Below are 23,872 nucleotides of genomic sequence, written 5' to 3'. Positions count from 1 at the left end.
GTGCTAATCATTCTGTAACCAAATCTATCACCTGACGGACAGCCGCAGGCATATCTTGTGCCTGCAAACCGCGCTGCCCTATCAGGGTTTTTGGCTTGTTACTTGTAATAGTATTCGCATCATAATATAAAAAGGTGCTAATAGGATAAGTCAATTGGTTTGTTAATAAGTCGCCTGCCAGCCCATGAATCAGCACTGCTTGCGACAAGCTACGCATTGCCTCTGTCAGATCTTGCTGTGCTAATAGTCCAGCGGTTACCCCAGATAGTACATCACCCATCCCAGCCGTTGCCATACCTGCATTACCAACAGCGCAGACGTAGATTTGAGTTGGTTTATTTGGCAACTGCTCCAGTACCAGCGACCCTGCGCCTTTTAGTACCCAATCACCGCCATAAGTTGTGGCGCATTGCTTGATAGCAGTCAGTCGATCATTCTCTACCACTGAAATCTGTTTATCTAATAATCTAGCTGCCTCACCACTGTGTGGGGTCAAACAGACTCGCTGAGTTGAGCTATATGCTTTTAGATCTCTGACTAGTTGGTGACCATCAGCTTGCAGGGACGCTAGATGATACAGACCATCGGCATCGATAATTAGGGCGCAACCTTGTTGTATCACAGCTTGTACATAGCTAACAAACAGTGCTTTGGCTTGATCATCACGACCCAGTCCCATGCCAATGGCGACAACGCTAGCCTCTTTAATTAAATGGTTGACCCCATCTTGATCATGCAAATCAATAACCATAGCGTCTGGTTGCGAGCTTAGCACTGCTCCGTGAAAAGCCTTGTGACAAGCGACTGTTATTTTGCCCGCACCAGTCGCCATTGCACTAGCAGAGGCGAGTATTGCCGCACCGCCCATCCCTTGTGAGCCATTTATTTGATTACCACCAATAATTAACACATGACCGTAGCTGCCTTTATAGCTGTTATTATGCCGCGCTGCCAAACTTTGGGCAGTGCTAAGTAATGTAGCAGCGGGCTCAACTGGTTCAAAAGGTATCAAAGGAATATCAATGACCATGCCTGCATAGTCGCTACCATCTTTAGTATGTAAGCCAAATTTTCGAGCAATCAAACACAGTGTTATGTCCGCTTGGACGGCTGATTGCTTGAATACTTGTCCCGTTGAAGCTACTAGGCCACTGGGAATATCGACTGCAACTACCAACTTTTTGCTATGACTAGCGTGAGAATCGGTAGCTTTATTAAAAGTCTCAATAGCTTGCTGATAAATACCCGTGGGCGCGCGATCAAGACCAATACCGAATAACGCGTCGATATAAACATCCGCTTGCAAGTGATCCATACTCTTAGAGCTCTCATCGTATTGGTCTTCGAAGCTTTGATGAGGTACGTTAGCATCTATGGCTATTTGTTTAGCTTTTGCTGCATCGGTTAAGTCTTTATCTTTATCAAACCCAATATTATTATTAATACCGACCGTTATCACTTCCACTCGCCAGCCTGCCTGCTGTAGGTAATAAGCAATCAACCAGCCATCACCGCCATTATTACCGCAACCGACCCAAATACTAGCAGTCGGTTGCTTATCGTTGCGCGTCAATAAAGTACTACTTTGCGCTAACGTCGCTTTTAGATGACTATGGTTTTGTGCTGCTAATTGCACAATGTGCTGAGTCATCTGCCAAGCGGCTTGTTGCATAAGAGCAAAACTATCATAGCCCTGTGCAAACCATGCTTGTTCTATCGAGTAGACTTGCTCACTGGTGTATAACTCAACAGGTAGCATGCTCGACATAGCCGCCGATAGATATTTTTTACTGCGCATAACTCGTCCTTTATATTTTTATCATTCTTGTCATCATCCTAACAAAAGCTTAGACGGCTTGCTATAGATAGACGGATTACCATAGAGGGTCAATAGCTATTTATTAGCTGTTATAATGACTGGTATCGTCCTATTTATACAACTATTCTAACAATCACGTTATTAGCTAACCGACCTTTATGACTAAAATATTATCAACAGCGACTACGGCCGGCAACATAACCGTACTAAATCCAAGCTCTTTTGCAAGCGCTCAAGACGTCAAGCTGTGGATCAAAGCGCAAGCACAAGCTTTGGGTTTCGCTGACTGCGGATTTTTATCGGTACATCATCCTTTATTTCAGCAGCAAATAGTCCAATTGCAAAAGTGGCTTGCTAAAGGCTATGAAGGTCAATTGCAGTTTATGCATAACAATCATGAGCTACGGGCCAATCCTGACAAATTAGTAGCTGGTGCCAAAACTATCATTAGCGTACGCATGGATTACTTAACCCAAGCACCAAAGCCGCGCACGGTTGAAGATGACAGTAGACCCAACCATGGCATTATCGCCCGTTATGCCCGTGGTCGCGACTATCACAAAACCATGCGTGGTCGGCTCAAACAATTGGCTTTATTGATAGAATCTAAGCTACCTGAGTGGCAAAACTTGAATATTGGCGCTGAAACTGATTTTGTCTTTCGACCCTTCAGTGACTCCGCGCCGATTTTTGAGCGGCCCATAGCGGACGCAGCAGGACTCGGCTGGACGGGCAAACATACCTTGCTGCTTAATAAACAAGCAGGCTCGTTCTTTGTATTAGGTGAGCTATTTATCAGCCTTGAGTTGCCTGATGATAAGCCTGTCGAGGCGCACTGTGGTAGCTGTAGCGCTTGTATTGATATTTGCCCAACTCAGGCTATTGTTGCGCCACACGAGCTTAATGCAGCCGCTTGCATCTCTTATTTAACTATAGAGCATGAAGGCGTCATTGATCTTAAGTATCGACGTGCTATTGGTAATCGCGTGTTTGGCTGTGATGATTGTCAACTAATATGCCCGTGGAATCGCTACGCGCAGCTGACCGCAGTCGATGACTTTGCCCCTAGGCATAAGCTCGATGAAAGTAGTTTGATTGAGCTATGGCGTTGGACTGAGACCGAATTTTTAAGATTTACTGAAGGCAGTCCGTTAAGGCGTACGGGCTATGTTAATTTTTTGCGCAACATCTCAATTGGTTTAGGCAATGCTAATGCTAGCTTGATGAACATCGAACACTTACAATCTAAATTGAATCTGCATAACGAGATATTAGATGAGCATATTGATTGGGCAATTGAAGAGCAAAAACGCAAACTTAATCATGTTAAATAGCGATTAAAATAGACAAGCACGTAAATAGACAGACATAAAAAACGCCTATTAATTATTAACAGGCGTTTTTAAATATATATTAAAACTTTAAGTGCTTAGCTAAGAGCTATTAGCTTATGGCTTAGGAATACGCAGTACTTGACCTGGATAAATTTTATCAGGATCAGATAACATTGGCTTGTTGGCTTCAAATATTTTCATATAATCACCTGCTGAACCATAAACCTCTTTGGCGATTTTAGATAAGCTATCACCAGATTTTACTGTGTACATAGTCGATTCAGGAGCATCTTCTTCGATGTCGATATTGTCAATAACTTTTGCGACATTCTGTACGTTACCAATAGCGATAATGGCTTTTTCGCGGTCTGCTTGTGTCTTTGCGGTACCACTGATCTCGGCGGTGTCAGTTGCGCCATTATATTTTACTTTTAGGTCGCTGATATTTAGATTCTGCTGCTGAATACGACGTAATAATAAGCTAGCTACAGACTGCGCAGATGGCTCATCAGCTTTTACTTGCGTATTAGCAGCAGCTTTGGTCTCTGCCTTCGCATCATGCTTAGCATCGTCACGATTAAAAATTTTATCACCAATATCTTTTGCAAAACTGAACATTCCCATTTAATTATTCCTTAAATTGTTGTTATTGAGGGGTATAAATTGTTCTAATGATAATAAAAAATGTGACCTAACAAAATTATTAAAACGGCCTTAGAGCTATCAAATAAGCTCAAATTATCACTTTCAATTATTATCACTGAAAATTAGTATAACAAACCTTGTTACTTTGCATAGGTTGAGTATGTTGAATAATGTTAAGAAAAATCAGCTTATGTTAAGGGTAATCAGCAATGTTCAATAGTGACTAATAATCCATAAAATATTTAGCCACAAAAAAAACCGCTTATCTGCGAAGATAAACGGTCTAGCAAAATCTACTATAAAACAGCGTATTACAATTGAGCGTTTACATAATCAATTGCTTTTTGCACAGTAGTAAGCTCAGCTGAATCTTCATCAGGAATAGTAATACCAAAATCACTTTCAAATGACATTACTAATTCAACTAAATCTAAAGAATCAGCACCAAGATCTTCCATAAAAGAAGCTTCGTTGCTGATATCTTCAACATTCATACCTAGCTGCTCTGCTACTGCTGATTTTACTCTTAGCTCAGTATCGTTACTCATAAAATATACTCCGTTATAGATTAGAATTTAAAAAAATGACCATTTAGCTTTATTATACAGCTAATGGCTTATATAGAACTTATATAAAATAAGGTACGTTATGTCAAAACCTATACTCTAAACATCCTACAGCTAATATCATTATAATTCAATATTAGCTGAGACTAGATTGTAATAAAAGGCTTTGCCATAAAAGTAGCCGTTATTATATCATCATTAATAATAGTTTACACTCGTTCACAAAGAATTTTATGTGGCAAATGTTATTTATTTATCAAAGGTCATTTATTAAGGTTACATATACATGCCACCATTGACGGGAATGACAGCGCCTGTAATATAACTGGCTTCATCACTGGCTAAGAATAACACTGCTGCAGCGATATCTTCTGGCTGACCCAAACGCCCAATAGGCACAGCATCCAGCATAGAGTTAAGCAGACGCTCGTCCATCTCATCGGTCATGTCAGTCTCGATAAGACCTGGTGCTACGCTATTAACTGTAATTTGACGCGAGCCAATCTCACGAGCTAACGTACGGCTAAAACCTTCGACGCCCGCTTTAGTCGCAGCATAGTTAGACTGTCCAGCATTACCCATCTGCGCCACAACAGAGCTGACATTAATAATACGGCCGCGACGCGCTTTCATCATGCCACGTATAGCCCGTTTACTCATGCGATATACAGATGATAAATTGGTATCAATAACGTTACTCCAATCTTCATCTTTCATACGCATCAGTAGCCCATCTTGGGTAATACCAGCATTATTCACGAGTACTTGTACTGCGCCATAAACGCTTTCAATTTCTTCAAATAGCTTATCAATTTGAGCACCATCGCGTACATCTAATACTCGACCAATACCACCAGAATCATGCAAATAGTCATTTATCAGTGCTGCACCTTTTTCAGTGGTAGCAGTACCAATAACAAAGTGACCCTCTTTTGCAAAGCGTTTGGCGACGGCTTTACCGATGCCGCGGCTGGCACCCGTGACTAATGTAATCGTACGGCTCATGATAATACCTCCATTAATTTATCTAAGCGAGCTGGCTTGTCAGTAGGATAGCTGGCTATAGGATGAGCCTGACGCTTGGCAAGATTGCTCAGCACATTACCGCTACCGCATTCAATTAAAACATTAATTTGTTTATCTACCAATTCTTGCATGGTTTTCGACCACAATACTGGCTCGCTTAATTGTTCGGTCAAGGCTTGCTTGATACCTAGAGAGTTAGTTTCGACACGAGCATGACGGTTTTGAATCACTGGAATAATGGCTTGATCAAATTGAATCTCGGTCAGTGCCTCAGCAAGTGCTTGGCTAGCAGGTTGCATCAAAGCACAATGTGAGGGCACGCTCACCTTAAGTAAGATAGCCTTCTTACCCGTATTTTGTACTTTGTCGATGACCGCATTTACTCCCACAGCATTACCAGAGACCACTACTTGCCCTGGGCTATTAAAGTTTGCTGCACCAACAATAGCGCCGTCGACATGTTCAGTCGCTTGCTCACATAAAGTCTCAACTCTCTGATCCTCTAGACCTAATACCGCAGCCATCGCGGTATCGATACCTTCTACTGCCTGTTGCATCAATTGGCCACGCTTATGTACCAATTGAATAGCATCTGCCAAAGACAATACGCCAGCAGCACAAAGAGCGCTATACTCACCTAATGAGTGACCTGCTAAATAACAAGGCTTTGTAGTGATTTTACCTTGTAGTACTCGCCAAATAGCGATACTGGCTGCTAGCAGGGCGGGCTGAGTATACTGAGTTTGATTGAGTCGCTCTTCATCTTGGCAGATCTCCCATAGATCTTCGCCAAGCGCTGTACTTGCCTCAGCAAAAGTTTCTTTTATTTGCGGATATAGCTCGGCAAGCTCAGTTGTCATGCCTAATACTTGTGAGCCCTGTCCTGGGAAAATTATTGCAATGCGTGCGGTAGGTGATGCGGTATCAGATGCTGATGCCATAGCCAATATTCCTTAAGTAAATTGCAGAGATCTCTTTAATGGATAAGAATTCTTTATTATAAGTGGTTAATACTATATCTAATGAATACTACGTTTAATTGATGCTAGGTTTAGATAATACTAGGCTTGATAGCAAACTATACACTGCTAGGCACTATTATCCTAGTCAAGGATGAAAGGATACAACATCAAAATAAGCCGTTAGAGCATTATTATCTTAAAAGCAGATATATTAAAAGTAGAAAACGTAGCGTTGTATAAGATTATTGTGAAATAACAATTAGCAATACTCTAGACAACAAAAAACCAAGCTATCCATTGACCTAATTTAGGACAACAAAGTAACTTGGCTTTTTTGACTTAATTATCATACCTAAATGTTAGATGAAAAATACTAAGCTAAATACTCATAACTATAATCGCAACTAGCTCACTATCGATCAACTATCACTAGCTAATAATTTAAGCGTCTTGACTGACTTTAAATAACTGACGACCACGATAAAAACCATCTTTAGTCATGTGATGACGACGATGTTTTTCACCAGTTGTGGCATCTACACTTAGCTCAGCCACTTCCATACGATGGTGCGAGCGGCGCATGTCACGACGCGAACGGCTTTTACGACTTTTTTGAACAGCCATGATATAGCTCCTATACTTAAAATGGATAAGCTTAAATTCAGCTTGGATGAATAAGGACTTAGGCTTACAAGATAGTTGAGTTAACCACTGCCATAAGTTGACTTATCATCGAATTAAAAGGTGACTATTTGCTCAAGCAGTTGATCGAACCAAAATTCTATGGATAAATCGGTTTGATCAGTAGTGCCTAGTAAACAGTGTATTGTCAGAATGCAATAAACGGGACATTATACGCATATTTAGCCAATTAATAAAGCCCTATAGCTGAGACTTTTATAAAAGGCGTTATTTAGCTAAAACGCTTATAGTTTACCTTTCAAAGAAGACAGTGCTGCGAAAGGATTTTCGACTTCTTCCTCAGGGATATCACCAACTTGGTCGACAGTCATTTCACAGTCTTCATGCTTTGGCGCAAGCGGGGTTTTTAGCAGTATCTCATCTTCTACTAACTTTTTGACAGGCAGCAGGCACTCAGGAGCAGGCTCGGTAATGATTTCATCTAGTATCAGATAATCTTGCTCTTCATTAATCAAGTTGACCTGACTCTCATCCTCTAGCAGGGCAATATCATAGTCATCGCTTAAGTCTATAGCTATCGGTTGTAGACAACGCTGACAAGTCAACCAAACATCACCCGTTAAGGTAAAGGCCAAATGCAGCACATTGCTACGGCGGTACAAAGTCGTACTGAGCTGTAAGTTGGTTTGCTCATGCTCATCCGTCAAGGTACTAGCCAAACGCTCAAATGATGCTGGAGCAACGCCTCCTGCCCACTCAAAACCTGTATCTGCCCATTTGTCTAAGGAGATAGTTTGAGGCATGGTTGCTGGGTTGGCTGCTAAATTACTGCTAGATTGAGCATCAGCTTGGTTACTATTAGAGTTTGACATAAGCGCTCTCAACGATCAAAAAGGTGTATAATATTGCCTGCCATACTAACCCAAAGTCCGTTATGACGCTAGCGCTAGTATGTTACCAATACTGACCTATTTCTGATATCCCTTTGATCTTTATCAGCTCTATAAAATCGTTATAATCCTTTATGATATCTGACTCTACCGCCCTAGATTTTACTACTTTATTGCCCTATAAAACGGCTATAGATCTATTAAACCGGCTTGATAGGCACATTAGTGATGAAAATAAAAACTGGCAGCAGACTATAATCAAGCAAGCGATAGCTAACAACGCAGATTCTTTGAATACAAAACTATCTTCTATAAAGGATATTGAGCAGCTTGCAACCGACTGGCTTATTAAACTATTTGACACTCTATTTGCTGAGCAAAAGGTAGTACTGGTACGTGGTGCGGGCGAGCCTGAGTATTTCCCTGCTACAAGCTCTAGTCCCGCTCGTATCGAGTTTGCTCATGGTTTCTTTTCTAGCGCCTTGCATGAGATCAGCCATTGGTGTGTCGCAGGTCAGCAGCGGCGCAAGCTTAGCGACTTCGGCTACTGGTATGCTGCTGATGGTCGCAATAAAGCACAACAACAAGCCTTTGAGCGCGTAGAAATTAAACCGCAAGCGTTAGAGTGTTTATTTACCTTCGCCTGTCAGAGAAACTTTCGAGTATCACAAGACAATCTATTTGCCTCTTTTGATACTACCGATAGCACCTTTGCTACTGATGTTTACAACCAAGCACAATATTACATTGATTATCCACAAAGCTTACCTAGCGATGCTAAAACTTTGTTGTGGGCACTACTATTTTTGCATATCAAATATATTCAATAGAGAAACTTAGCCTTCGCTTATCTCTTTAACGTTTTCCTACTAATAATAACGGCTAAGCACTATTATCTGACTTTAGTTTGAAGATATACTTATTGCAGTAAGAAAAAATAATTTGGAGCTATTATGGAAACCTTTTACATACATCCTGAGAACCCACAACCTCGCCTTATTGAACAGGCCGTCGAACTTTTACGCCAAGATAAGTTAATAGTATACCCAACAGATACCAGCTACGCCTTTGGCTGCCGTCTAGGATCAAAAGATGCGCTGGAGAAGCTGAAGCAAATTCGTGAGCTTAGCGATAAGCACCAGTTTACTCTACTGTGCCGCGACTTAAGTGAAATTGCCAACTATGCAGCAGTAGATAATATTCAGTTCAAACAACTAAAAGCGCACACTCCTGCACCCATAACTTTTATTCTAAACGCCACTAAAGATGTGCCGAAAAAGCTTGCCCATGCCAAGAAAAAAACCATTGGTATTCGAGTGCCAAGCAACCCTATTGCACAGGCATTATTAGCAGCGATGGATGAGCCTATTTTGACCAGCTCATTGATATTACCAAATAGTGATGAAGTGATGGATGATCCTTTCGATATCGAAGAAGCGTTAGGTAACCAGATAGATGGTCTTATTAATGCAGGTGTTCAGACTACTAAGCTGACCACCATTGTCGATATGACAAGCTCTCAGGTAGAAATCATTAGACAAGGGGCTGCTGACGTTAGTAGCTTGATTTAGAGTTACCTTGACTTAAGCCTTCTACAAATTATTTTAGACAAAAAAAAGCGCCAATTGATTGGCGCTTTTTGCTATTTATACAGTAGAACGTACTAGACAATAAAGTCTATAAAATTAGTCGCGATCAACTAATTCTACATAGGCCATAGGTGCGTTATCGCCATCGCGATTGCCACATTTGATAATACGTAAATAGCCACCTGGACGCGTTTGATAACGTGGACCCAAAGTACCAAATAGTTTACCTACCATAGCTTTATCGCGCATACGACTAAATGCCAAACGACGATTAGCAACGCTGTCTTCTTTAGCCATAGTGATCAATGGCTCAGCAACACGGCGCAATTCTTTAGCTTTTGGTAAAGTCGTTTTGATCAGTTCATGCTCAAATAATGAGTTGGTCATGTTCTGGAACATAGCTTTACGATGACTGCCGGTACGACCCAGCTTCACTCCACTCTTACGATGGCGCATAGTCAAAAATCCTTAAAGTTTAACGGCTACGATAAGAGAAGCGATCATCAACACGTAAGTCAGCGGGTGGCCAGTTATCTAGGCGCATACCGAGCTCTAAATCTTTAGACGCTAGTACGTCCTTGATTTCGGTTAATGATTTCTTACCAAGATTTGGGGTTTTTAGTAGTTCAGTCTCTGAACGCTGTACCAAATCACCGATATAGTAAATGTTTTCAGCTTTTAAGCAGTTGGCTGAGCGAACCGTTAGTTCAAGATCATCCACAGGGCGTAGTAGCACTGGGTCAACCTCTTCTTTTTCTTTCACAGGCTCAGGCGCTTCTTCAGCTTCTAGGTCAACAAAGATAGAAATCTGTTGTTGTAAAATAGTAGCAGCTTTACGAATTGCTTCTTCTGGATCGATAGTGCCATTGGTTTCAAGCTCAATGATAAGACGATCAAGATCAGTACGCTGTTCAACACGAGCGTTCTCAACTTGATAAGCAACACGTAGCACTGGGCTAAAGCTTGCATCAAGCTTTAAGCGGCCAATCGCTTTGGTATCACCATCTTCACGGCGCTGGTTTGCTGGCTCATATCCACGACCCATAACTACACGCAGACGCATCTTAAGATGACCGCGCTCGCTTAGCGTTCCTAGTACCAATTCTGGATTGATAATATCGACGTTATGCGGCAAAGTGATGTCTGCAGCAGTGATAATGCCTGGACCTTGTTTGTCTAAGGTCAAAAATACTTCATTTTGATCATGAAGGGTGATTGCTAAGCCTTTAAGGTTTAAAAGCAGATCAAGCACGTCTTCTTGCAGACCTTCTAAAGTAGAGTATTCATGGTCAACACCATCAATCTCAGCTTCGATGACTGCAGCACCAGGTAATGAAGATAACAAGATACGACGTAAAGCATTCCCTAAGGTATGCCCAAAGCCGCGCTCTAACGGTTCGAGTGTGACTTTGGCAATCGTTTCATTGACCGTATCCACATTAATGGCATTCGGCGTTAGAAACTCAGTTGCATTTAGCATCATGATGTCACCTCGATTTATTTAACTGGTTTAATTAACGTTGATCGCTCAATGCTATTCTCATAACATTGAGCAGACGTTACTTACTTAGAGTATAGCTCAACGATCAAGCTTTCGTTGATTTCAGCAGGTAGATCGATACGATCAGGCGCATGCTTAAATGTGCCTTGTAATTTGCTGTTATCAACATCTAGCCATTCTGGAATACCACGTTGTGACGCAAGCTCTAATGCGTTTTGAATACGTAGTTGTTCGCGAGACTTCTCTTGAACGGCGATGACATCACCATCTTGCAACTGGATTGATGGAATGTTCACACGAACAAACTCATCACGGCCAGCTTTTTTTACCATAATAGAACGATGGCTAACGAGCTGACGGGCTTCTGCGCGAGTTGAGCCAAAGCCCATGCGATAGACCACATTATCCAAGCGACTCTCTAGCATAGCTAGCAAGTTCTCACCAGTAGCGCCGCGCTTACGAGCAGCTTCTTTATAGTAGTTAGCAAACTGACGCTCGAGTACACCGTAGATACGCTTAACTTTCTGTTTTTCACGTAACTGTAGTGCATATTCCGAAGTCTTATTACGGCTTACACCGTGTTGACCTGGTGGACGACCAGCTTTTTTGGTTTTTACATCATACGGCTTCACGCCAGATTTTAGACCTAAGTCCGTACCTTCGCGACGTGATAATTTCAGTTTTGGTCCAATATAACGGGCCATTGTTATGTCTCCTATAAGCTTTTATAATAAAAAGCTTCGTCTTTAATATTAGACGCGGCGCTTTTTCGGCGCACGGCAACCATTGTGTGGGATTGGGGTTACATCAGAGATGCTGTTAATTTTATAACCCAATGCACCTAGTGCTCTTACCGCAGACTCACGACCCGGTCCTGGTCCTTTGACCAAAACATCGACATTCTTAACACCATACTCTTGAGCCGCTTTACCAGCGACCTCAGCTGCAACCTGCGCTGCAAATGGTGTAGATTTACGTGAACCACGGAAGCCTTGTCCACCTGAAGTGGCCCAAGCCAATGCATTACCTTGACGATCGGTAATCGTAACAATGGTGTTATTAAAAGACGCATGGATATGGGCAATGCCCTCCGATACTGAACGACGAGCCACCTTTTTGCGACTGCGAGTGTCTTTTGCCATCTTTTAGCTTCCTAAGTTAATTATCTTTTGAGAGGGCGTGTAGGACCCTTACGCGTACGAGCGTTGTTCTTAGTATTCTGACCACGAACTGGCAGGTTACGGCGATGACGGATGCCACGGTAACAACCAAGATCAACTAAACGCTTAATATTCATTGAAACTTCACGACGAAGATCACCTTCAGTCATATAGTTTGCAACTTGTGCACGGATAGCATCTAACTGCGTATCATCTAACTGACTAACTTTAGTAGTAGGGGCAATGCCAACAGCTTCTAAGATTTTCTGAGCAGTGGTACGGCCTACACCAAAGATGTAAGTTAGTGAAATAACAGCATGCTTATTATCCGGAATGTTAACACCGGCAATACGAGCCATTGATTTCTCTCCATTAAAGAAAAACAAAATTATCTATTATAAAAATGATAAGTATTGTTTTTCAGAGTTATTGCGGTTAATACCTTAAACTTTATAAATCGCTCCAAAACATTTAAGCTAAAGGAGATAAAGTATAAAAGTTATAGGTAGCAACTACGGCAAGTGGCGGATGATATCTCATCCGCCAGTATTTTTCAAGCATTAATTGAATTAATCAGCTCAGCGAGTCGCAAAGCTGATTGATCTATTAACCTTGACGTTGCTTATGGCGTGGCTCTGCTGTACAGATAACATGTACACGACCTTTGCGGCGGACAATCTTACAGCTACCACAAATCTTTTTTACTGATGCTTGAACTTTCATCGTATTTTCCTTGAAGTATCGCCTTGTTCATTTACTCTTAAATATTAAGAACCATTAAGGCTGATTGGGCGACTGAATTAACGTCTGATCATGATATTGATGGGTCATCAAATGCGCTTGGATTTGCGAGATGAAGTCCATTACCACAACCACCATAATCAGTAACGACGTACCACCGAGGTTAAACGGCACACCAAAACCTGACTGGATGAGCATAGGCATTAAACATATCACCGTCATGTACATCGCGCCAATAAAGGTCAAGCGGTTCAATACATGATCGAGATAACGTTGAGTTTGTTGTCCAGGGCGAATACCAGGGATATAAGCCCCGCTACGTTTAAGGTTCTCAGCAACTTCACGCGGACTAAAGACCAATGCCGTATAAAAATAGCAAAAGAAAATAATCATCGCACCAAACAAGACTAAATATAGCGGCTGTCCTGGTGACAATACTAACGCCATATTCTGCAATATCTTTTGTACAAAGGTAGGATCTGTTGAATGACCAACCCACTGTCCTAAACTCGCTGGAAACAATAACAAAGAGCTAGCAAAAATAGCAGGAATAACCCCAGCCATGTTAATTTTCAGCGGCAAATGTGACTGCTGCTGAGCATAAATTTTGCGACCTTGCTGCTGCTTTTGTGCGTAGTTAACAGGCACTTGGCGCTGAGCACGTTCTATATAAACGATACCCGCAGTTACCGCGACACCTAATACCACAAAGATAAAGAGTACAATCAAGTTCATTTGACCTTGATTGACCTGTTCGATAGATTGCGAAATCATACCTGGCGTACCCGCCACAATGCTGGCAAAAATAAGCATTGAAATGCCGTTACCTACCCCACGCTCTGTAATCTGCTCACCAAGCCACATTAAGAACATAGCACCTGCGACCAGTGAGGTCACTGCAGGTATATAGAAGGTAAGACCACTTGATAACGTCAAATTCTGACTGATAAGACCTGCACACATCCCCAAAGATTGTACCAAAGCCAATCCAAGTGTCCCCTGACGAGTATACTTATTTAGCTTACGTCGTCCCGCCTCGCCTTCTTTTTTAAGCGCTTCAAGCGAAGGTAGTACTGCTGACATCATCTGTACAATAATAGACGCCGAAATATACGGCATAATACCGAGTGCCATAATAGACATCCGCTCTAATGCCCCACCTGAGAACATGTTAAACATGCTCAAGATGGTATTCTCATTACGTGAGAACAGATCGGCTAAATTGACAGGATTAATGCCAGGTACAGGAATATGTGACCCTAAACGATAAACAATCAATGCGCCGATCAAAAATAGCAGACGCGACCATAGCTCATCATACTTACGTATAAAAGCGAATGGGTTGAGCGGAATGCCTGACGATGACACTGATTGTTTTGACACGTTACTACTCCTCGATGCTACCACCAGCAGCTTCGATTGCCTGCTTGGCGCCTTTAGTCACTTTTACACCTTGGAAGGTATAAGCTTTAGTGACTTCACCTGACAAGATGATGCGCGCACGCTTCATATCATGACGGATAATGTTAGCTGTTTTTAGGGTAGCAACACTGATTACATCGCCTTCAACTTTATTAAGTTCAGACAGACGTACTTCAGCAGTCGTCATTGCCATCTTACTGGTAAAACCAAATTTTGGTAGACGACGGTATAATGGCATTTGACCACCTTCAAATCCTGAGCGTATGCTAGAACCTGAACGTGACTTCTGACCTTTTACACCACGGCCGCCTGTTTTACCAAGGCCTGAACCGATACCACGACCACGACGTTGGGCAGTTTTCTTGGCGCCAACACCTGGTGATAATTCATTTAATCTAAGTCCCATTACGCTTCCTCCACTCTTACCATGTAGTTAACGCGATTGACCATACCACGAGTTGAAGGAGTATCTTCAACTTCTACAGTGTGATTAATACGACGTAAACCCAATCCTTTCAAGCTAGCTTTGTGGCTCTTGAGGCGATGGGCACCCGATTTAAACTGAGTAACTTTCATTGTTTTCATAGTAACTCACCTATTCCTATCTATAAAAGGTTAGCCCAAAATTTCGTCTACAGATTTACCACGTTTTGCTGCCATCTTTTCTGGAGTTGACATATCACGTAAACCATTGAACGTAGCGCGAACCACGTTAGCAGTGTTGGTAGAACCATAACATTTAGTCAAAACGTCTTTAACACCAGCAACTTCTAATACGGCACGCATTGCGCCACCGGCAATTACGCCAGTACCTTCAGATGCAGGCTGCATATAGACTTTACTTGCGCCATGACGTGATTTGATCGGATGATATAAAGTTGCATCATTTAGCTCAACAGTAATCATATTGCGCTTAGCAGCTTCTAGTGCTTTTTGAATAGCAGCTGGCACTTCACGGGCTTTACCGCGACCGAAACCAACACGGCCATTGCCATCGCCAACGACAGTCAATGCAGTGAACGAGAAAATACGACCACCTTTAACGACTTTAGCAACGCGATCAACAGTAACCAAACGCTCTACCAGACCATCACTTTGTTCATTTTTATCATTTCTATTGTCATTTCTAGCCATGATTAAAACTCCAATCCGTTTTCGCGAGCAGCTTCAGCTAAAGCTTTTACTCGACCATGATATTTAAAACCACTACGGTCAAAAGCAACTTTAGTAATGCCAGCTGCCTTTGCGCGCTCTGCGATTAATTGGCCTACAGACGTCGCTGCATCAGTGTTACCAGTTGCGCCTGAACGCAGACTGCCGTCTAAGGTAGATGCCTGTGCAATCACTTCACCACCGTTCGGAGAGATAATCTGGGCATAGATATGCTTTGGCGTACGATTAACCGTAAGGCGATGTGCACCTAAAACACGGATATGCGCGCGGGTTTTCTTTGCTCGACGTAGACGAGCTGCTTTTTTATCAAACATTTCAACTCACCTTATTTTTTCTTGGCTTCTTTGCGAATCACATGCTCGTCACTATAACGAATACCTTTGCCTTTATAAGGCTCTGGTGGGCGGAAACCACGGATATTAGCCGCAGCTTGTCCAAGCTGCTGTTTATCGTTTGATTTCAAAACGATTTCAGTTTGCGTTGGGGTTTCAGCTGACACACTTTCAGGTAACGTGTATTCTACTGGATGTGAGTAACCGACGTTCAAGGTTACTTTATCGCCAGTAGCTTGTGCACGATAACCAACACCAATCAATTGAAGACGTTTCTCAAAGCCTTCAGTTACGCCCTTAACATGGTTGTTAAGCAAAGCGCGGACGGTGCCAGTATGCATCATAGCTTCTTTTGAATCGACTGTAGGTGAGAGAATGATAGCATCATCTTCCTGTTTCAGCTCGACCAATTCGTGCAGGCGTAAAGACAAAGTACCGTTCTTGCCTTTCACTTCGACCTGCCGATCGTTCAAAGTAACACTTACGCCGCTAGGCAGTGTTACCGGGGCTTTAGCCACACGAGACATAGGAGTATTCCTTAAAAAATTAAAATCTTCTGTTAGCAAACCATCATCAAAACTAAGACTATGATAATAGCGAAAAAACTAACAGGCTAAAAAGCGTGCTAGTTTATCATAAACGACTCTATTAAGCACCTGTCAATATTATAAAACTATCCATTAGATGAAATTTTTATAATATTGATAGGTATCAGGCTCATAACGTTTAATTTAAAAAATTAACTTAGAGCTTATAAGCCTGATCTATAGAAATCAAATAGACTTCATCGTGCCATTACTAATTATTAATAATGAATTGCAGCTTACGCTACAAATGCGACGATTTCACCACCGATACCAGCAGCGCGTGCAGCACGATCGCTCATGATACCTTGGCTAGTTGATACGATAGCAACACCCATACCTTGTTTTACAGTAGGGATAGCGTCTTTACCGCGATGCTGGCGTAAACCAGGACGGCTGTAACGTTGGATAGTTTCGATAACGGCTTTGCCTTCGAAGTACTTTAATTCGATAGTTAGCGTTGCTTTGTTGTTATCTTCAGCTTTAACTTCAGCACTAGCAACATAACCTTCACTAACCAATAAGTCAGCGATAGATTTACGTAGCTTAGAGCTTGGCATAGCTACTGAAACTTTATTAGCCATTTGGGCGTTACGAATACGGGTTAGCATATCCCCAACAGTATCTTGCATACTCATGTAATTACTCCTTACCAGCTTGCTTTACGAACACCAGGTACATCACCTTGCATGACACGCTCACGCAACATATTGCGTGATAAGCCAAACTTGCGGAAATAACCATGAGGACGACCTGTGATAGCACAACGATTGCGCAGACGTACAGGCGATGAGTTACGTGGTAGGGCTTGTAGCTCTAGCATCGCATCCATACGCTCTTCGTCAGTTGCATTGATATCGTTGATAGTCGCTTTTAGCTTAAGGCGCTTATCAGCGTACTTAGCAACCATTTTTTCGCGCTTTAATTCGCGGTTAATCATGCTCTTCTTTGCCATAACGTCTTTACCTTATTTAAATGGGAAGCCGAATGCTTTAAGTAGCGCACGACCTTCGTCATCAGTAGTAGCTGACGTTGTGATAGTCACATCCATACCACGGATACGATCAATCTTGTCAAAGTCTACTTCTGGGAATACGATTTGCTCTTTGATACCCAGTGAATAGTTACCACGTCCATCAAAGGCTTTAGGTGAAAAACCACGAAAGTCACGAACACGAGGAATAGCAACGGCAATGAGACGATCTAAAAATTCGTACATTTGCTCACCGCGTAGCGTTACTTTGCAACCGATTGGCCATTCTTCACGAATCTTAAAGCCTGCAATTGATTTACGCGCTTTGGTGACTACAGGTTTTTGACCAGCAATCGCGGTCATATCAGCTACTGCACCTTCAAGCAATTTCTTGTCTTGAGACGCGCCGCCTACACCCATGTTTAAAGTGATTTTAGTGATTTTAGGCACTTGCATCACATTATCTAAAGCAAGTTCTTCTTTAATCTTTTGCTTTAGTTCATCGTTATATAAAGCTTTTAATCTTGCCATTACCATTACACCCTTAGTGTCTTACGCAGTCGCCACAACTTCACCATTCGAACGATAAACGCGTTGTTTAACGCCATCATCATTCTTTTGGTAAGTAATACGGTCTGCTTTTTGGGTTTGCGCATTTAAAATTGCGACATTTGAGATATGTAAAAAAGCTTCTTGCTTTAAAATGCCGCCCTCAACGCCAGTCGCCTGATTTGGCTTCTGATGTTTAGTGACAATGTTAATGCCTTCAACTTTAATACGGTCATTTTTAACAGCTTGAACAGTACCTTGCTTGCCTTTGTCTTTACCAGCAATCACGATAACTGTATCGCCTTTACGTAATTTAGCCATGGGTTACCTCACAATACTTCTGGTGCTAGGGATACAATTTTCATAAACTGATCACCACGTAGTTCACGAGTTACCGGTCCAAAAATACGAGTTGCAATCGGTGCTTTGTTTTGGTTCAACAATACCGCAGCATTGTCGTCAAAACGAATAACCGAACCATCAGGGCGACGAACGCCTTTTTTGGTACGTACAACTACTGCATTCATCACATCGCCTTTTTTGACACGACCGCGAGGAATGGCTTCTTTTACCGTTACTTTGATGATATCGCCGACTGATGCATAACGACGATGAGAACCACCCAGTACTTTAATGCACTGAACTCGTCTTGCACCGCTATTATCTGCAACTTCCAGCATAGATTCAACCTGAATCATAGCGTTACTCCACAGGTATGAGCAATAAAAACCAGTTGCTGCCGCAAGCTCAGTATGAGTCGTCGGCATTTTAATATCAATAACCAACTTCTCTAGTGCTAATGATGTGCACAAAGCACATACGGCATCCCTAAAAAGGCGGCTATTTTAACAGCTTCTAGTCTTTATTGCAATTTACTTAGATTTTTTCTACTTTCTCAATCACTTCCACTAAAGTCCAAGCTTTAGTTTTCGAAATTGGACGCGTCTCTTTGATACGGACAAGGTCGCCTTGTTGGCAAACGTTGTTCTCATCATGAGCTTTGATTTTGGTTGAACGACGAAGCTGCTTGCCATACAAAGGATGACGAACCAGACGCTCAATCAAAACTGTGATGGACTTATCCATCTTGTCGCTCACAACTCGACCGGTCAATAAGCTTGCGTTAGTTGCTTGATTGTTATCGCTCATGAGTCGCCTCGTTGTTTCTCGTTAATCAAAGTCTGAAGCTGGGCGATCGTACGACGATTACCACGAACTTCATGGGTATTCCCCAACTGACCCGTTGCTTTAGCCATACGAATACGGAAAGCATCAAGTTGCTTTTCATCAAGTAACTGAGTCAGTTCTTCTAATGATTTATCACGTAATTCACTGATCTTCATTACATTATCGTCCGCTTAACAATGGTAGTTTTAAAGGGCAGTTTTGCTGCAGCAAGCGTTAACGCTTCGCGAGCAAGTTCTTCTGAAACCCCTTCGATTTCATATAGCACTTTACCAGGTTTGACTTCGCATACCCAATATTCTACAGGACCTTTACCTTTACCCATACGTACTTCTAATGGTTTATTGGTAATAGGTTTGTCTGGGAATACACGAATCCAAATTTTACCACCACGTTTGATCTTACGAGTAATGGTACGACGTGCTGCTTCAATTTGACGGGCAGTCATACGACCACGAGTCAAAGATTTTAGACCAATTTGTCCGAATGCAACGGTGCTTCCACGATGAGCAAGCCCAGTGTTACGACCTTTATGCATTTTACGAAACTTGGTACGTTTTGGCTGTAACATAGTTTACCCTCTGTCTGAGTTTCGACGATTTCCGTTTCCACCACGACCACGGCGTTTTGGCGCGCGAGGCTCTTCTTTAACGGGATTATAAACACTGTTCATACCGTCAAGGATTTCGCCACGGAAGATCCAAACTTTTACACCGATAGTGCCGTAAGTAGTCTCTGCACGAATTGACGCATAGTCAATATCAGCGCGGAGCGTATGTAAAGGTACACGACCTTCACGATACCATTCAGTACGAGCAATTTCAGCACCGCCAAGACGGCCAGACAGCTCAACTTTAATGCCTTTAGCACCAGAACGCATACTGTTCTGCACGGCGCGCTTCATAGCACGGCGAAACATAACACGACGCTCAAGCTGGCTTGCGATACCTTCTGCTACTAAACGAGCATCAAGATCAGGTGAGGTGATTTCTTCAATGTTGACCTGAGCAGGTACGCCCATAATTTTGGTCAATTCTTTTTGAAGTCTTTCAATATCTTCGCCTTTTTTACCGATAACAATACCAGGACGCGCAGTGGAAATGGTAATCTTAGCAGCACCAGTAGGACGCTCGATCATAATACCGCTGACCATAGCGTTGTCTAGTTTTTTGCGGAGATACTCACGAACTTGGATGTCGTTAATGAGGTATTCTGAGTATTGTTTAGGGCTAGCATACCAGTTTGCGTTATGCTTTTTTACAACACCAAGACGAATTCCGATTGGATGTACTTTTTGACCCATAACTTATTCTCCTACCTTTATAGTGATGTGACAGGTACGTTTGCTGATACGATCAGCGCGACCTTTAGCACGTGGTAGGATACGTTTTAGCGTAATGCCTTCATCAACGTAGATAGTCGATACTTTTAACGTATCAATATCTAAACCGTTGTTATGTTCGGCATTGGCGATAGCTGAGTTAAGGCATTTCTTAACAAACACAGCGCCTTTTTTATTGCTATACGTTAAGATATCCAAAGCACGCTCAATAGATTTGCCACGAACTTCATCAGCAACGAGTCTAACTTTTTGTGCCGAGATGGCGGCACCGCGTAATTTTGCAGTTACTTCCATGGTAAGCACCTTATCTCTTAGCTTTCTTGTCAATGCCGTGACCGCGATAGGTACGGGTCGGAGCAAATTCACCTAGTTTATGACCAACCATCTGCTCACTAATGATAACCGGTACGTGAGTACGGCCATTATGAACAGATAAAGTTAGGCCAACCATTTGTGGCAGAATCATCGAGCGGCGCGACCAAGTTTTGATCGGTTTGCGTGAGTTGGCTTCAATAGCAGTCTCAACTTTAGCAAACAAATGCGCATCAATGAATGGACCTTTTTTCAATGAACGAGGCATGAAATTCTTCCTTATTTCTTCTTCTTGGCGCGACGGATGATCATATTGTCAGTACGCTTATTGTGACGCGTTTTCAGTCCTTTAGACTTCTGACCCCAAGGGCTAGTAGGATGGCGACCTTTGTTACGACCTTCACCACCACCATGTGGGTGATCAACTGGGTTCATTGCGACACCACGAACGGAAGGACGAATACCTCTCCAACGTGACGCACCAGCTTTACCAAGTGATTTCAAGTTGTTTTCAGTATTAGAGACTTCACCAATAACGGCGCGGCAATTGATATGCACACGGCGAGTTTCGCCTGAACGCATACGTAGGATTGCATAGATACCATCACGACCTAGTAACTGTACGCTTGCACCCGCTGCTCGAGCCATCTGTGCGCCTTTACCGATTTTAAGTTCGATATTATGGATCACAGTACCCAAAGGGATGTTTTTAAGCGGTAAACAGTTACCTGGACGAATAGGTGACATTTCACCTGATAGTACAGTATCACCAACGGCTTGCTTCTTAGCAGCAATGATATAACGACGTTCGCCATCAGCATACTTAAGTAATGCAATATGAGCGGTACGGTTAGGATCATATTCGATACGTTCTACGATCGCTGGAATATTATCTTTAGTACGTTTAAAGTCAATAATACGATAATGCTGTTTATGACCGCCACCAATATGACGCGACGTGATGCGGCCATTATTGTTACGACCACCTGACTTACTTTTTGATTCTAGAAGTGCTGCAAACGGACGACCTTTGTAAAGGTGTGGATGCACAACTTTTTCAACAAAACGACGGCCTGGTGATGTTGGCTTTGCTTTTACGATAGGCATGAGTGTAATCCTTATTCGTTGTTCGCTGTTTCACTAGCAGGAGCAGTATTAGCTACTTCCTCACCAGCATCAGCCATTTGTACATCTTGACCAGCTTTTAAGGTAACATAGGCTTTTTTATAGTCATTACGACGGCCGATAGTTTTACCAAAACGCTTTGTCTTACCTTTAACATTCAAAGTGTTTACTTTAGTAACTTCAACACCTTCAAACATCAACTCAACTGCTTTTTTGACTTCAAGCTTAGTCGCTTTAGAATCAATTTTGAATACTTGTACACCAAGTGAATCGCCAAGCATTTGAGATTTCTCTGAGAAGACAGGTCCTCTTAGGATCTGATAAAGTCTTGCGTTATTCATGCTAGTGCTTCCTCAAATTGTTTCGCCGCTTCGACTGACATGATTACTTTGTCAAAAGCAATCAAGCTCACTGGATCCACTTCACTTGTACCGAGTACATTGACATTTGGAATGTTGCGAGCCGCTAAGTACAAGTTCTCATCGACTTCTTTAGTAATGATCAAAGCACGTGGTGCGTTTAAATCATTTAATTTAGCGATAAGATCTTTGGTCTTAGGTGCAGACATAGTCATATCTTCAACCAGAATCAAACGCTCTTGGCGAATCAATTCGGCTAAGATGCACTGCATAGCACCACGGTACATTTTACGGTTAACTTTTTGTGACCAATCTTGTGGTTTTGCCGCGAATGTACGACCACCGCCACGCCAGATTGGACTACGAATAGAGCCTGCACGAGCACGACCAGTACCTTTTTGACGCCATGGCTTAATGCCACCGCCAGAAACTTCGGCACGGGTTTTTTGTGCGCGTGTACCTTGACGAGCACCAGCTAAATAAGCGGTGACGACTTGATGCACTAATGCTTCGTTGAATTCACGACCAAAAGCCGTATCAGAAAGCTCAACCGCCGCACCTGTAACTGTTTTTAAATCCACGTTAATCCCCTTGCTTAGGCTTTGACTGACGGACGTACGATAACATCGCCACCGGTGGCACCTGGGATAGCACCTTTGATGACAAGCAACCCTTTTTCAGCATCAACTGAAATCACTTCTAGGCCTTGAACAGTAACACGCTTGTTACCCATCTGACCCGCCATCTTTTTGCCTTTGAATACTTTACCTGGTGACTGGTTTTGACCAGTTGAACCATGTGCACGATGAGATACTGAGTTACCATGAGTCGCATCTTGCATACTAAAGTTGTGACGTTTTACAGGACCTTGAAAACCTTTACCTTTACTCGTTCCTGTAACATCAACCATCTGACCTTGTTCGAACAAGTCAGCTAGTATCTCGCCACCAATCTCGCGGCCTTCAAGATCACTCTCATTAGCACGAAACTCCCAAACACCACGACCAGCTTTTACGCCAGCTTTAGCAAAGTGACCTTTTTGAGCAGCAGTTACGCGGCTATCACGACGAGTACCAGTAGTGATCTGGATGGCTTGATAACCATCTGTATCCGTGTTTTTTACTTGAGTAATGCGGTTTGCGTCAACTTCTACTACTGTAACAGGGATAGATGCGCCTGCCTCAGTGAAGACACGGGTCATGCCGCATTTTTTACCGACTAAACCAATCGCCATTTTAAACCTCTTTATATCTTCTATTAATGGTTTGGATATGTTGCATTAACCCAAAGCAATTTGAACGTCAACGCCTGCTGCTAAATCTAACTTCATTAGCGCGTCCACAGTTTTGTCAGTAGGCTGAACGATATCAACCATACGCTTGTGAGTACGGATTTCGTACTGATCACGAGCATCTTTGTTGACGTGTGGCGAGGTTAGAACGTCGAAGCGCTCAATACGAGTCGGCAACGGTACAGGACCACAAACTTGCGCACCGGTACGTTTTGCAGTATCAACAATCTCTTGTGCTGATTGATCAATCAAACGATGATCAAAAGACTTAAGACGGATACGGATTCTCTGGTTAGCCATGCCAGCAAGCTCCTAATATGTGTTTTTGTCATTCTTGCAATGCGACGCAA

At 42.5% G+C, this 23,872-nt stretch carries 38 protein-coding genes; 3 read left to right on the top strand and 35 right to left on the bottom strand.

Annotated features, from left to right (window positions below; translation table 11 throughout):
- Positions 1 to 7: 7 nt before the first annotated feature.
- Entirely contained in the window at positions 8 to 1,798 is a 1,791-nt protein-coding gene (locus Q9G97_RS03075) for an NAD(P)H-hydrate dehydratase (protein ID WP_305899671.1), read from the bottom strand.
- A gap of 179 nt (positions 1,799 to 1,977) precedes the next feature.
- Between Q9G97_RS03075 and queG the strand changes: the two genes are divergently transcribed.
- A complete protein-coding gene (gene queG / locus Q9G97_RS03070) occupies positions 1,978 to 3,153 on the top strand; it encodes a tRNA epoxyqueuosine(34) reductase QueG (protein ID WP_305899670.1) in 1,176 nt (391 codons plus the stop codon).
- Between the two features lie 114 nt (positions 3,154 to 3,267).
- Here the strand turns inward: queG and lysM are convergent, their stop codons facing one another.
- The 6 genes from lysM to Q9G97_RS03040 form a co-directional block, all read right to left on the bottom strand.
- A complete protein-coding gene (gene lysM / locus Q9G97_RS03065; protein WP_201572158.1) occupies positions 3,268 to 3,777 on the bottom strand; it encodes a peptidoglycan-binding protein LysM in 510 nt (169 codons plus the stop codon).
- Positions 3,778 to 4,109: 332 nt separating this feature from the next.
- Positions 4,110 to 4,346, bottom strand: a complete 237-nt coding sequence (gene acpP / locus Q9G97_RS03060) for an acyl carrier protein (protein WP_201572156.1) — start codon at positions 4,344 to 4,346, stop codon at positions 4,110 to 4,112.
- Between the two features lie 294 nt (positions 4,347 to 4,640).
- Complete coding sequence (gene fabG, locus Q9G97_RS03055; RefSeq protein WP_305900254.1) at positions 4,641 to 5,375, bottom strand: 3-oxoacyl-ACP reductase FabG; 735 nt, start codon at positions 5,373 to 5,375, stop codon at positions 4,641 to 4,643.
- On the bottom strand, positions 5,366 to 6,331 hold the full coding sequence (gene fabD / locus Q9G97_RS03050; RefSeq protein ID WP_305899669.1) for an ACP S-malonyltransferase: 966 nt from the start codon (positions 6,329 to 6,331) through the stop codon (positions 5,366 to 5,368). The genes fabG and fabD overlap by 10 nt, the downstream gene beginning before the upstream one ends.
- A 462-nt stretch (positions 6,332 to 6,793) precedes the next feature.
- Positions 6,794 to 6,976 carry a 50S ribosomal protein L32 gene (gene rpmF, locus Q9G97_RS03045; protein WP_010196743.1) on the bottom strand — a complete coding sequence of 61 codons (183 nt, stop codon included), beginning with the start codon at positions 6,974 to 6,976 and terminating at the stop codon, positions 6,794 to 6,796.
- Positions 6,977 to 7,278: 302 nt separating this feature from the next.
- Positions 7,279 to 7,866, bottom strand: a complete 588-nt coding sequence (locus tag Q9G97_RS03040) for a DUF177 domain-containing protein (protein ID WP_305899668.1) — start codon at positions 7,864 to 7,866, stop codon at positions 7,279 to 7,281.
- Between the two features lie 152 nt (positions 7,867 to 8,018).
- On the opposite strand from Q9G97_RS03040, the gene Q9G97_RS03035 reads away from it, so the two are divergent.
- Positions 8,019 to 8,714: an elongation factor P hydroxylase gene (locus tag Q9G97_RS03035; RefSeq protein WP_305899667.1), complete on the top strand. Its 696-nt coding sequence runs from the start codon at positions 8,019 to 8,021 to the stop codon at positions 8,712 to 8,714.
- Between the two features lie 123 nt (positions 8,715 to 8,837).
- Entirely contained in the window at positions 8,838 to 9,455 is a 618-nt protein-coding gene (locus Q9G97_RS03030) for an L-threonylcarbamoyladenylate synthase (RefSeq protein ID WP_201572129.1), read from the top strand.
- Between the two features lie 114 nt (positions 9,456 to 9,569).
- Here the strand turns inward: Q9G97_RS03030 and rplQ are convergent, their stop codons facing one another.
- The 28 genes from rplQ to rpsJ all read right to left on the bottom strand — a co-directional run bounded on the left by rplQ (position 9,570) and on the right by rpsJ (position 23,822).
- The gene (gene rplQ / locus Q9G97_RS03025) at positions 9,570 to 9,929 is read right to left on the bottom strand and encodes a 50S ribosomal protein L17 (RefSeq protein ID WP_201572120.1); all 360 of its coding nucleotides are present in this window, start codon (positions 9,927 to 9,929) and stop codon (positions 9,570 to 9,572) included.
- Positions 9,930 to 9,948: 19 nt separating this feature from the next.
- Complete coding sequence (gene rpoA, locus Q9G97_RS03020; RefSeq protein WP_201572118.1) at positions 9,949 to 10,956, bottom strand: DNA-directed RNA polymerase subunit alpha; 1,008 nt, start codon at positions 10,954 to 10,956, stop codon at positions 9,949 to 9,951.
- Between the two features lie 80 nt (positions 10,957 to 11,036).
- On the bottom strand, positions 11,037 to 11,678 hold the full coding sequence (gene rpsD, locus Q9G97_RS03015) for a 30S ribosomal protein S4 (RefSeq protein WP_201572116.1): 642 nt from the start codon (positions 11,676 to 11,678) through the stop codon (positions 11,037 to 11,039).
- Positions 11,679 to 11,726: 48 nt separating this feature from the next.
- Entirely contained in the window at positions 11,727 to 12,116 is a 390-nt protein-coding gene (gene rpsK / locus Q9G97_RS03010; protein ID WP_201572109.1) for a 30S ribosomal protein S11, read from the bottom strand.
- Positions 12,117 to 12,136: 20 nt separating this feature from the next.
- Positions 12,137 to 12,493 (bottom strand): 30S ribosomal protein S13, encoded by a 357-nt coding sequence (gene rpsM / locus Q9G97_RS03005; protein ID WP_021813384.1) that lies wholly within the window; start codon positions 12,491 to 12,493, stop codon positions 12,137 to 12,139.
- Positions 12,494 to 12,740: 247 nt separating this feature from the next.
- A complete protein-coding gene (gene rpmJ / locus Q9G97_RS03000) occupies positions 12,741 to 12,857 on the bottom strand; it encodes a 50S ribosomal protein L36 (protein WP_025644371.1) in 117 nt (38 codons plus the stop codon).
- Between the two features lie 54 nt (positions 12,858 to 12,911).
- Positions 12,912 to 14,258 (bottom strand): preprotein translocase subunit SecY, encoded by a 1,347-nt coding sequence (gene secY / locus Q9G97_RS02995; RefSeq protein ID WP_201572101.1) that lies wholly within the window; start codon positions 14,256 to 14,258, stop codon positions 12,912 to 12,914.
- Between the two features lie 4 nt (positions 14,259 to 14,262).
- On the bottom strand, positions 14,263 to 14,703 hold the full coding sequence (gene rplO, locus Q9G97_RS02990) for a 50S ribosomal protein L15 (protein ID WP_201572099.1): 441 nt from the start codon (positions 14,701 to 14,703) through the stop codon (positions 14,263 to 14,265).
- On the bottom strand, positions 14,703 to 14,882 hold the full coding sequence (gene rpmD / locus Q9G97_RS02985) for a 50S ribosomal protein L30 (RefSeq protein WP_201572097.1): 180 nt from the start codon (positions 14,880 to 14,882) through the stop codon (positions 14,703 to 14,705). The genes rplO and rpmD overlap by 1 nt, the downstream gene beginning before the upstream one ends.
- A 30-nt stretch (positions 14,883 to 14,912) precedes the next feature.
- Positions 14,913 to 15,431: a 30S ribosomal protein S5 gene (gene rpsE, locus Q9G97_RS02980; protein ID WP_201572087.1), complete on the bottom strand. Its 519-nt coding sequence runs from the start codon at positions 15,429 to 15,431 to the stop codon at positions 14,913 to 14,915.
- Between the two features lie 2 nt (positions 15,432 to 15,433).
- A complete protein-coding gene (gene rplR, locus Q9G97_RS02975; protein ID WP_087040761.1) occupies positions 15,434 to 15,784 on the bottom strand; it encodes a 50S ribosomal protein L18 in 351 nt (116 codons plus the stop codon).
- Between the two features lie 11 nt (positions 15,785 to 15,795).
- The gene (rplF, locus tag Q9G97_RS02970) at positions 15,796 to 16,329 is read right to left on the bottom strand and encodes a 50S ribosomal protein L6 (RefSeq protein ID WP_305899666.1); all 534 of its coding nucleotides are present in this window, start codon (positions 16,327 to 16,329) and stop codon (positions 15,796 to 15,798) included.
- Positions 16,330 to 16,625: 296 nt separating this feature from the next.
- Positions 16,626 to 17,024: a 30S ribosomal protein S8 gene (rpsH, locus tag Q9G97_RS02965; RefSeq protein WP_305899665.1), complete on the bottom strand. Its 399-nt coding sequence runs from the start codon at positions 17,022 to 17,024 to the stop codon at positions 16,626 to 16,628.
- Between the two features lie 11 nt (positions 17,025 to 17,035).
- Positions 17,036 to 17,341 (bottom strand): 30S ribosomal protein S14, encoded by a 306-nt coding sequence (rpsN, locus tag Q9G97_RS02960; RefSeq protein WP_305899664.1) that lies wholly within the window; start codon positions 17,339 to 17,341, stop codon positions 17,036 to 17,038.
- 12 nt (positions 17,342 to 17,353) lie between these two features.
- Positions 17,354 to 17,890, bottom strand: a complete 537-nt coding sequence (gene rplE, locus Q9G97_RS02955; RefSeq protein WP_305899663.1) for a 50S ribosomal protein L5 — start codon at positions 17,888 to 17,890, stop codon at positions 17,354 to 17,356.
- Between the two features lie 21 nt (positions 17,891 to 17,911).
- Complete coding sequence (rplX, locus tag Q9G97_RS02950) at positions 17,912 to 18,229, bottom strand: 50S ribosomal protein L24 (RefSeq protein ID WP_305899662.1); 318 nt, start codon at positions 18,227 to 18,229, stop codon at positions 17,912 to 17,914.
- An 8-nt stretch (positions 18,230 to 18,237) separates the two neighbouring features.
- Positions 18,238 to 18,606, bottom strand: coding sequence for a 50S ribosomal protein L14 (gene rplN, locus Q9G97_RS02945; protein ID WP_201572055.1), 369 nt, complete (start codon positions 18,604 to 18,606; stop codon positions 18,238 to 18,240).
- Positions 18,607 to 18,784: 178 nt separating this feature from the next.
- Positions 18,785 to 19,057 (bottom strand): 30S ribosomal protein S17, encoded by a 273-nt coding sequence (gene rpsQ / locus Q9G97_RS02940; protein WP_305899661.1) that lies wholly within the window; start codon positions 19,055 to 19,057, stop codon positions 18,785 to 18,787.
- Positions 19,054 to 19,251: a 50S ribosomal protein L29 gene (rpmC, locus tag Q9G97_RS02935; RefSeq protein ID WP_110923946.1), complete on the bottom strand. Its 198-nt coding sequence runs from the start codon at positions 19,249 to 19,251 to the stop codon at positions 19,054 to 19,056. The genes rpsQ and rpmC overlap by 4 nt, the downstream gene beginning before the upstream one ends.
- Positions 19,251 to 19,664 carry a 50S ribosomal protein L16 gene (rplP, locus tag Q9G97_RS02930; RefSeq protein WP_192523468.1) on the bottom strand — a complete coding sequence of 138 codons (414 nt, stop codon included), beginning with the start codon at positions 19,662 to 19,664 and terminating at the stop codon, positions 19,251 to 19,253. Before rplP ends, rpmC begins: the two co-directional genes overlap by 1 nt.
- Before the next feature lie 3 nt (positions 19,665 to 19,667).
- Positions 19,668 to 20,396, bottom strand: a complete 729-nt coding sequence (rpsC, locus tag Q9G97_RS02925; protein ID WP_201572030.1) for a 30S ribosomal protein S3 — start codon at positions 20,394 to 20,396, stop codon at positions 19,668 to 19,670.
- Between the two features lie 3 nt (positions 20,397 to 20,399).
- On the bottom strand, positions 20,400 to 20,729 hold the full coding sequence (rplV, locus tag Q9G97_RS02920) for a 50S ribosomal protein L22 (RefSeq protein WP_045446615.1): 330 nt from the start codon (positions 20,727 to 20,729) through the stop codon (positions 20,400 to 20,402).
- Positions 20,730 to 20,739: 10 nt separating this feature from the next.
- On the bottom strand, positions 20,740 to 21,015 hold the full coding sequence (gene rpsS, locus Q9G97_RS02915; protein WP_201572028.1) for a 30S ribosomal protein S19: 276 nt from the start codon (positions 21,013 to 21,015) through the stop codon (positions 20,740 to 20,742).
- 11 nt (positions 21,016 to 21,026) lie between these two features.
- A complete protein-coding gene (rplB, locus tag Q9G97_RS02910; RefSeq protein ID WP_201572026.1) occupies positions 21,027 to 21,854 on the bottom strand; it encodes a 50S ribosomal protein L2 in 828 nt (275 codons plus the stop codon).
- Positions 21,855 to 21,865: 11 nt separating this feature from the next.
- Positions 21,866 to 22,213 carry a 50S ribosomal protein L23 gene (gene rplW / locus Q9G97_RS02905; RefSeq protein WP_305899660.1) on the bottom strand — a complete coding sequence of 116 codons (348 nt, stop codon included), beginning with the start codon at positions 22,211 to 22,213 and terminating at the stop codon, positions 21,866 to 21,868.
- Positions 22,210 to 22,812 carry a 50S ribosomal protein L4 gene (rplD, locus tag Q9G97_RS02900; protein ID WP_305899659.1) on the bottom strand — a complete coding sequence of 201 codons (603 nt, stop codon included), beginning with the start codon at positions 22,810 to 22,812 and terminating at the stop codon, positions 22,210 to 22,212. Before rplD ends, rplW begins: the two co-directional genes overlap by 4 nt.
- Before the next feature lie 14 nt (positions 22,813 to 22,826).
- Entirely contained in the window at positions 22,827 to 23,465 is a 639-nt protein-coding gene (rplC, locus tag Q9G97_RS02895; RefSeq protein WP_201572020.1) for a 50S ribosomal protein L3, read from the bottom strand.
- Positions 23,466 to 23,510: 45 nt separating this feature from the next.
- Positions 23,511 to 23,822 (bottom strand): 30S ribosomal protein S10, encoded by a 312-nt coding sequence (gene rpsJ, locus Q9G97_RS02890; protein ID WP_025644420.1) that lies wholly within the window; start codon positions 23,820 to 23,822, stop codon positions 23,511 to 23,513.
- Between the last annotated feature and the right edge of the window lie 50 nt (positions 23,823 to 23,872).

Source organism: Psychrobacter sp. M13 (assembly GCF_030718935.1).
Taxonomy (GTDB): domain Bacteria; phylum Pseudomonadota; class Gammaproteobacteria; order Pseudomonadales; family Moraxellaceae; genus Psychrobacter; species Psychrobacter immobilis_G.
This window is presented reverse-complemented; position numbering and strand designations above follow the sequence as displayed.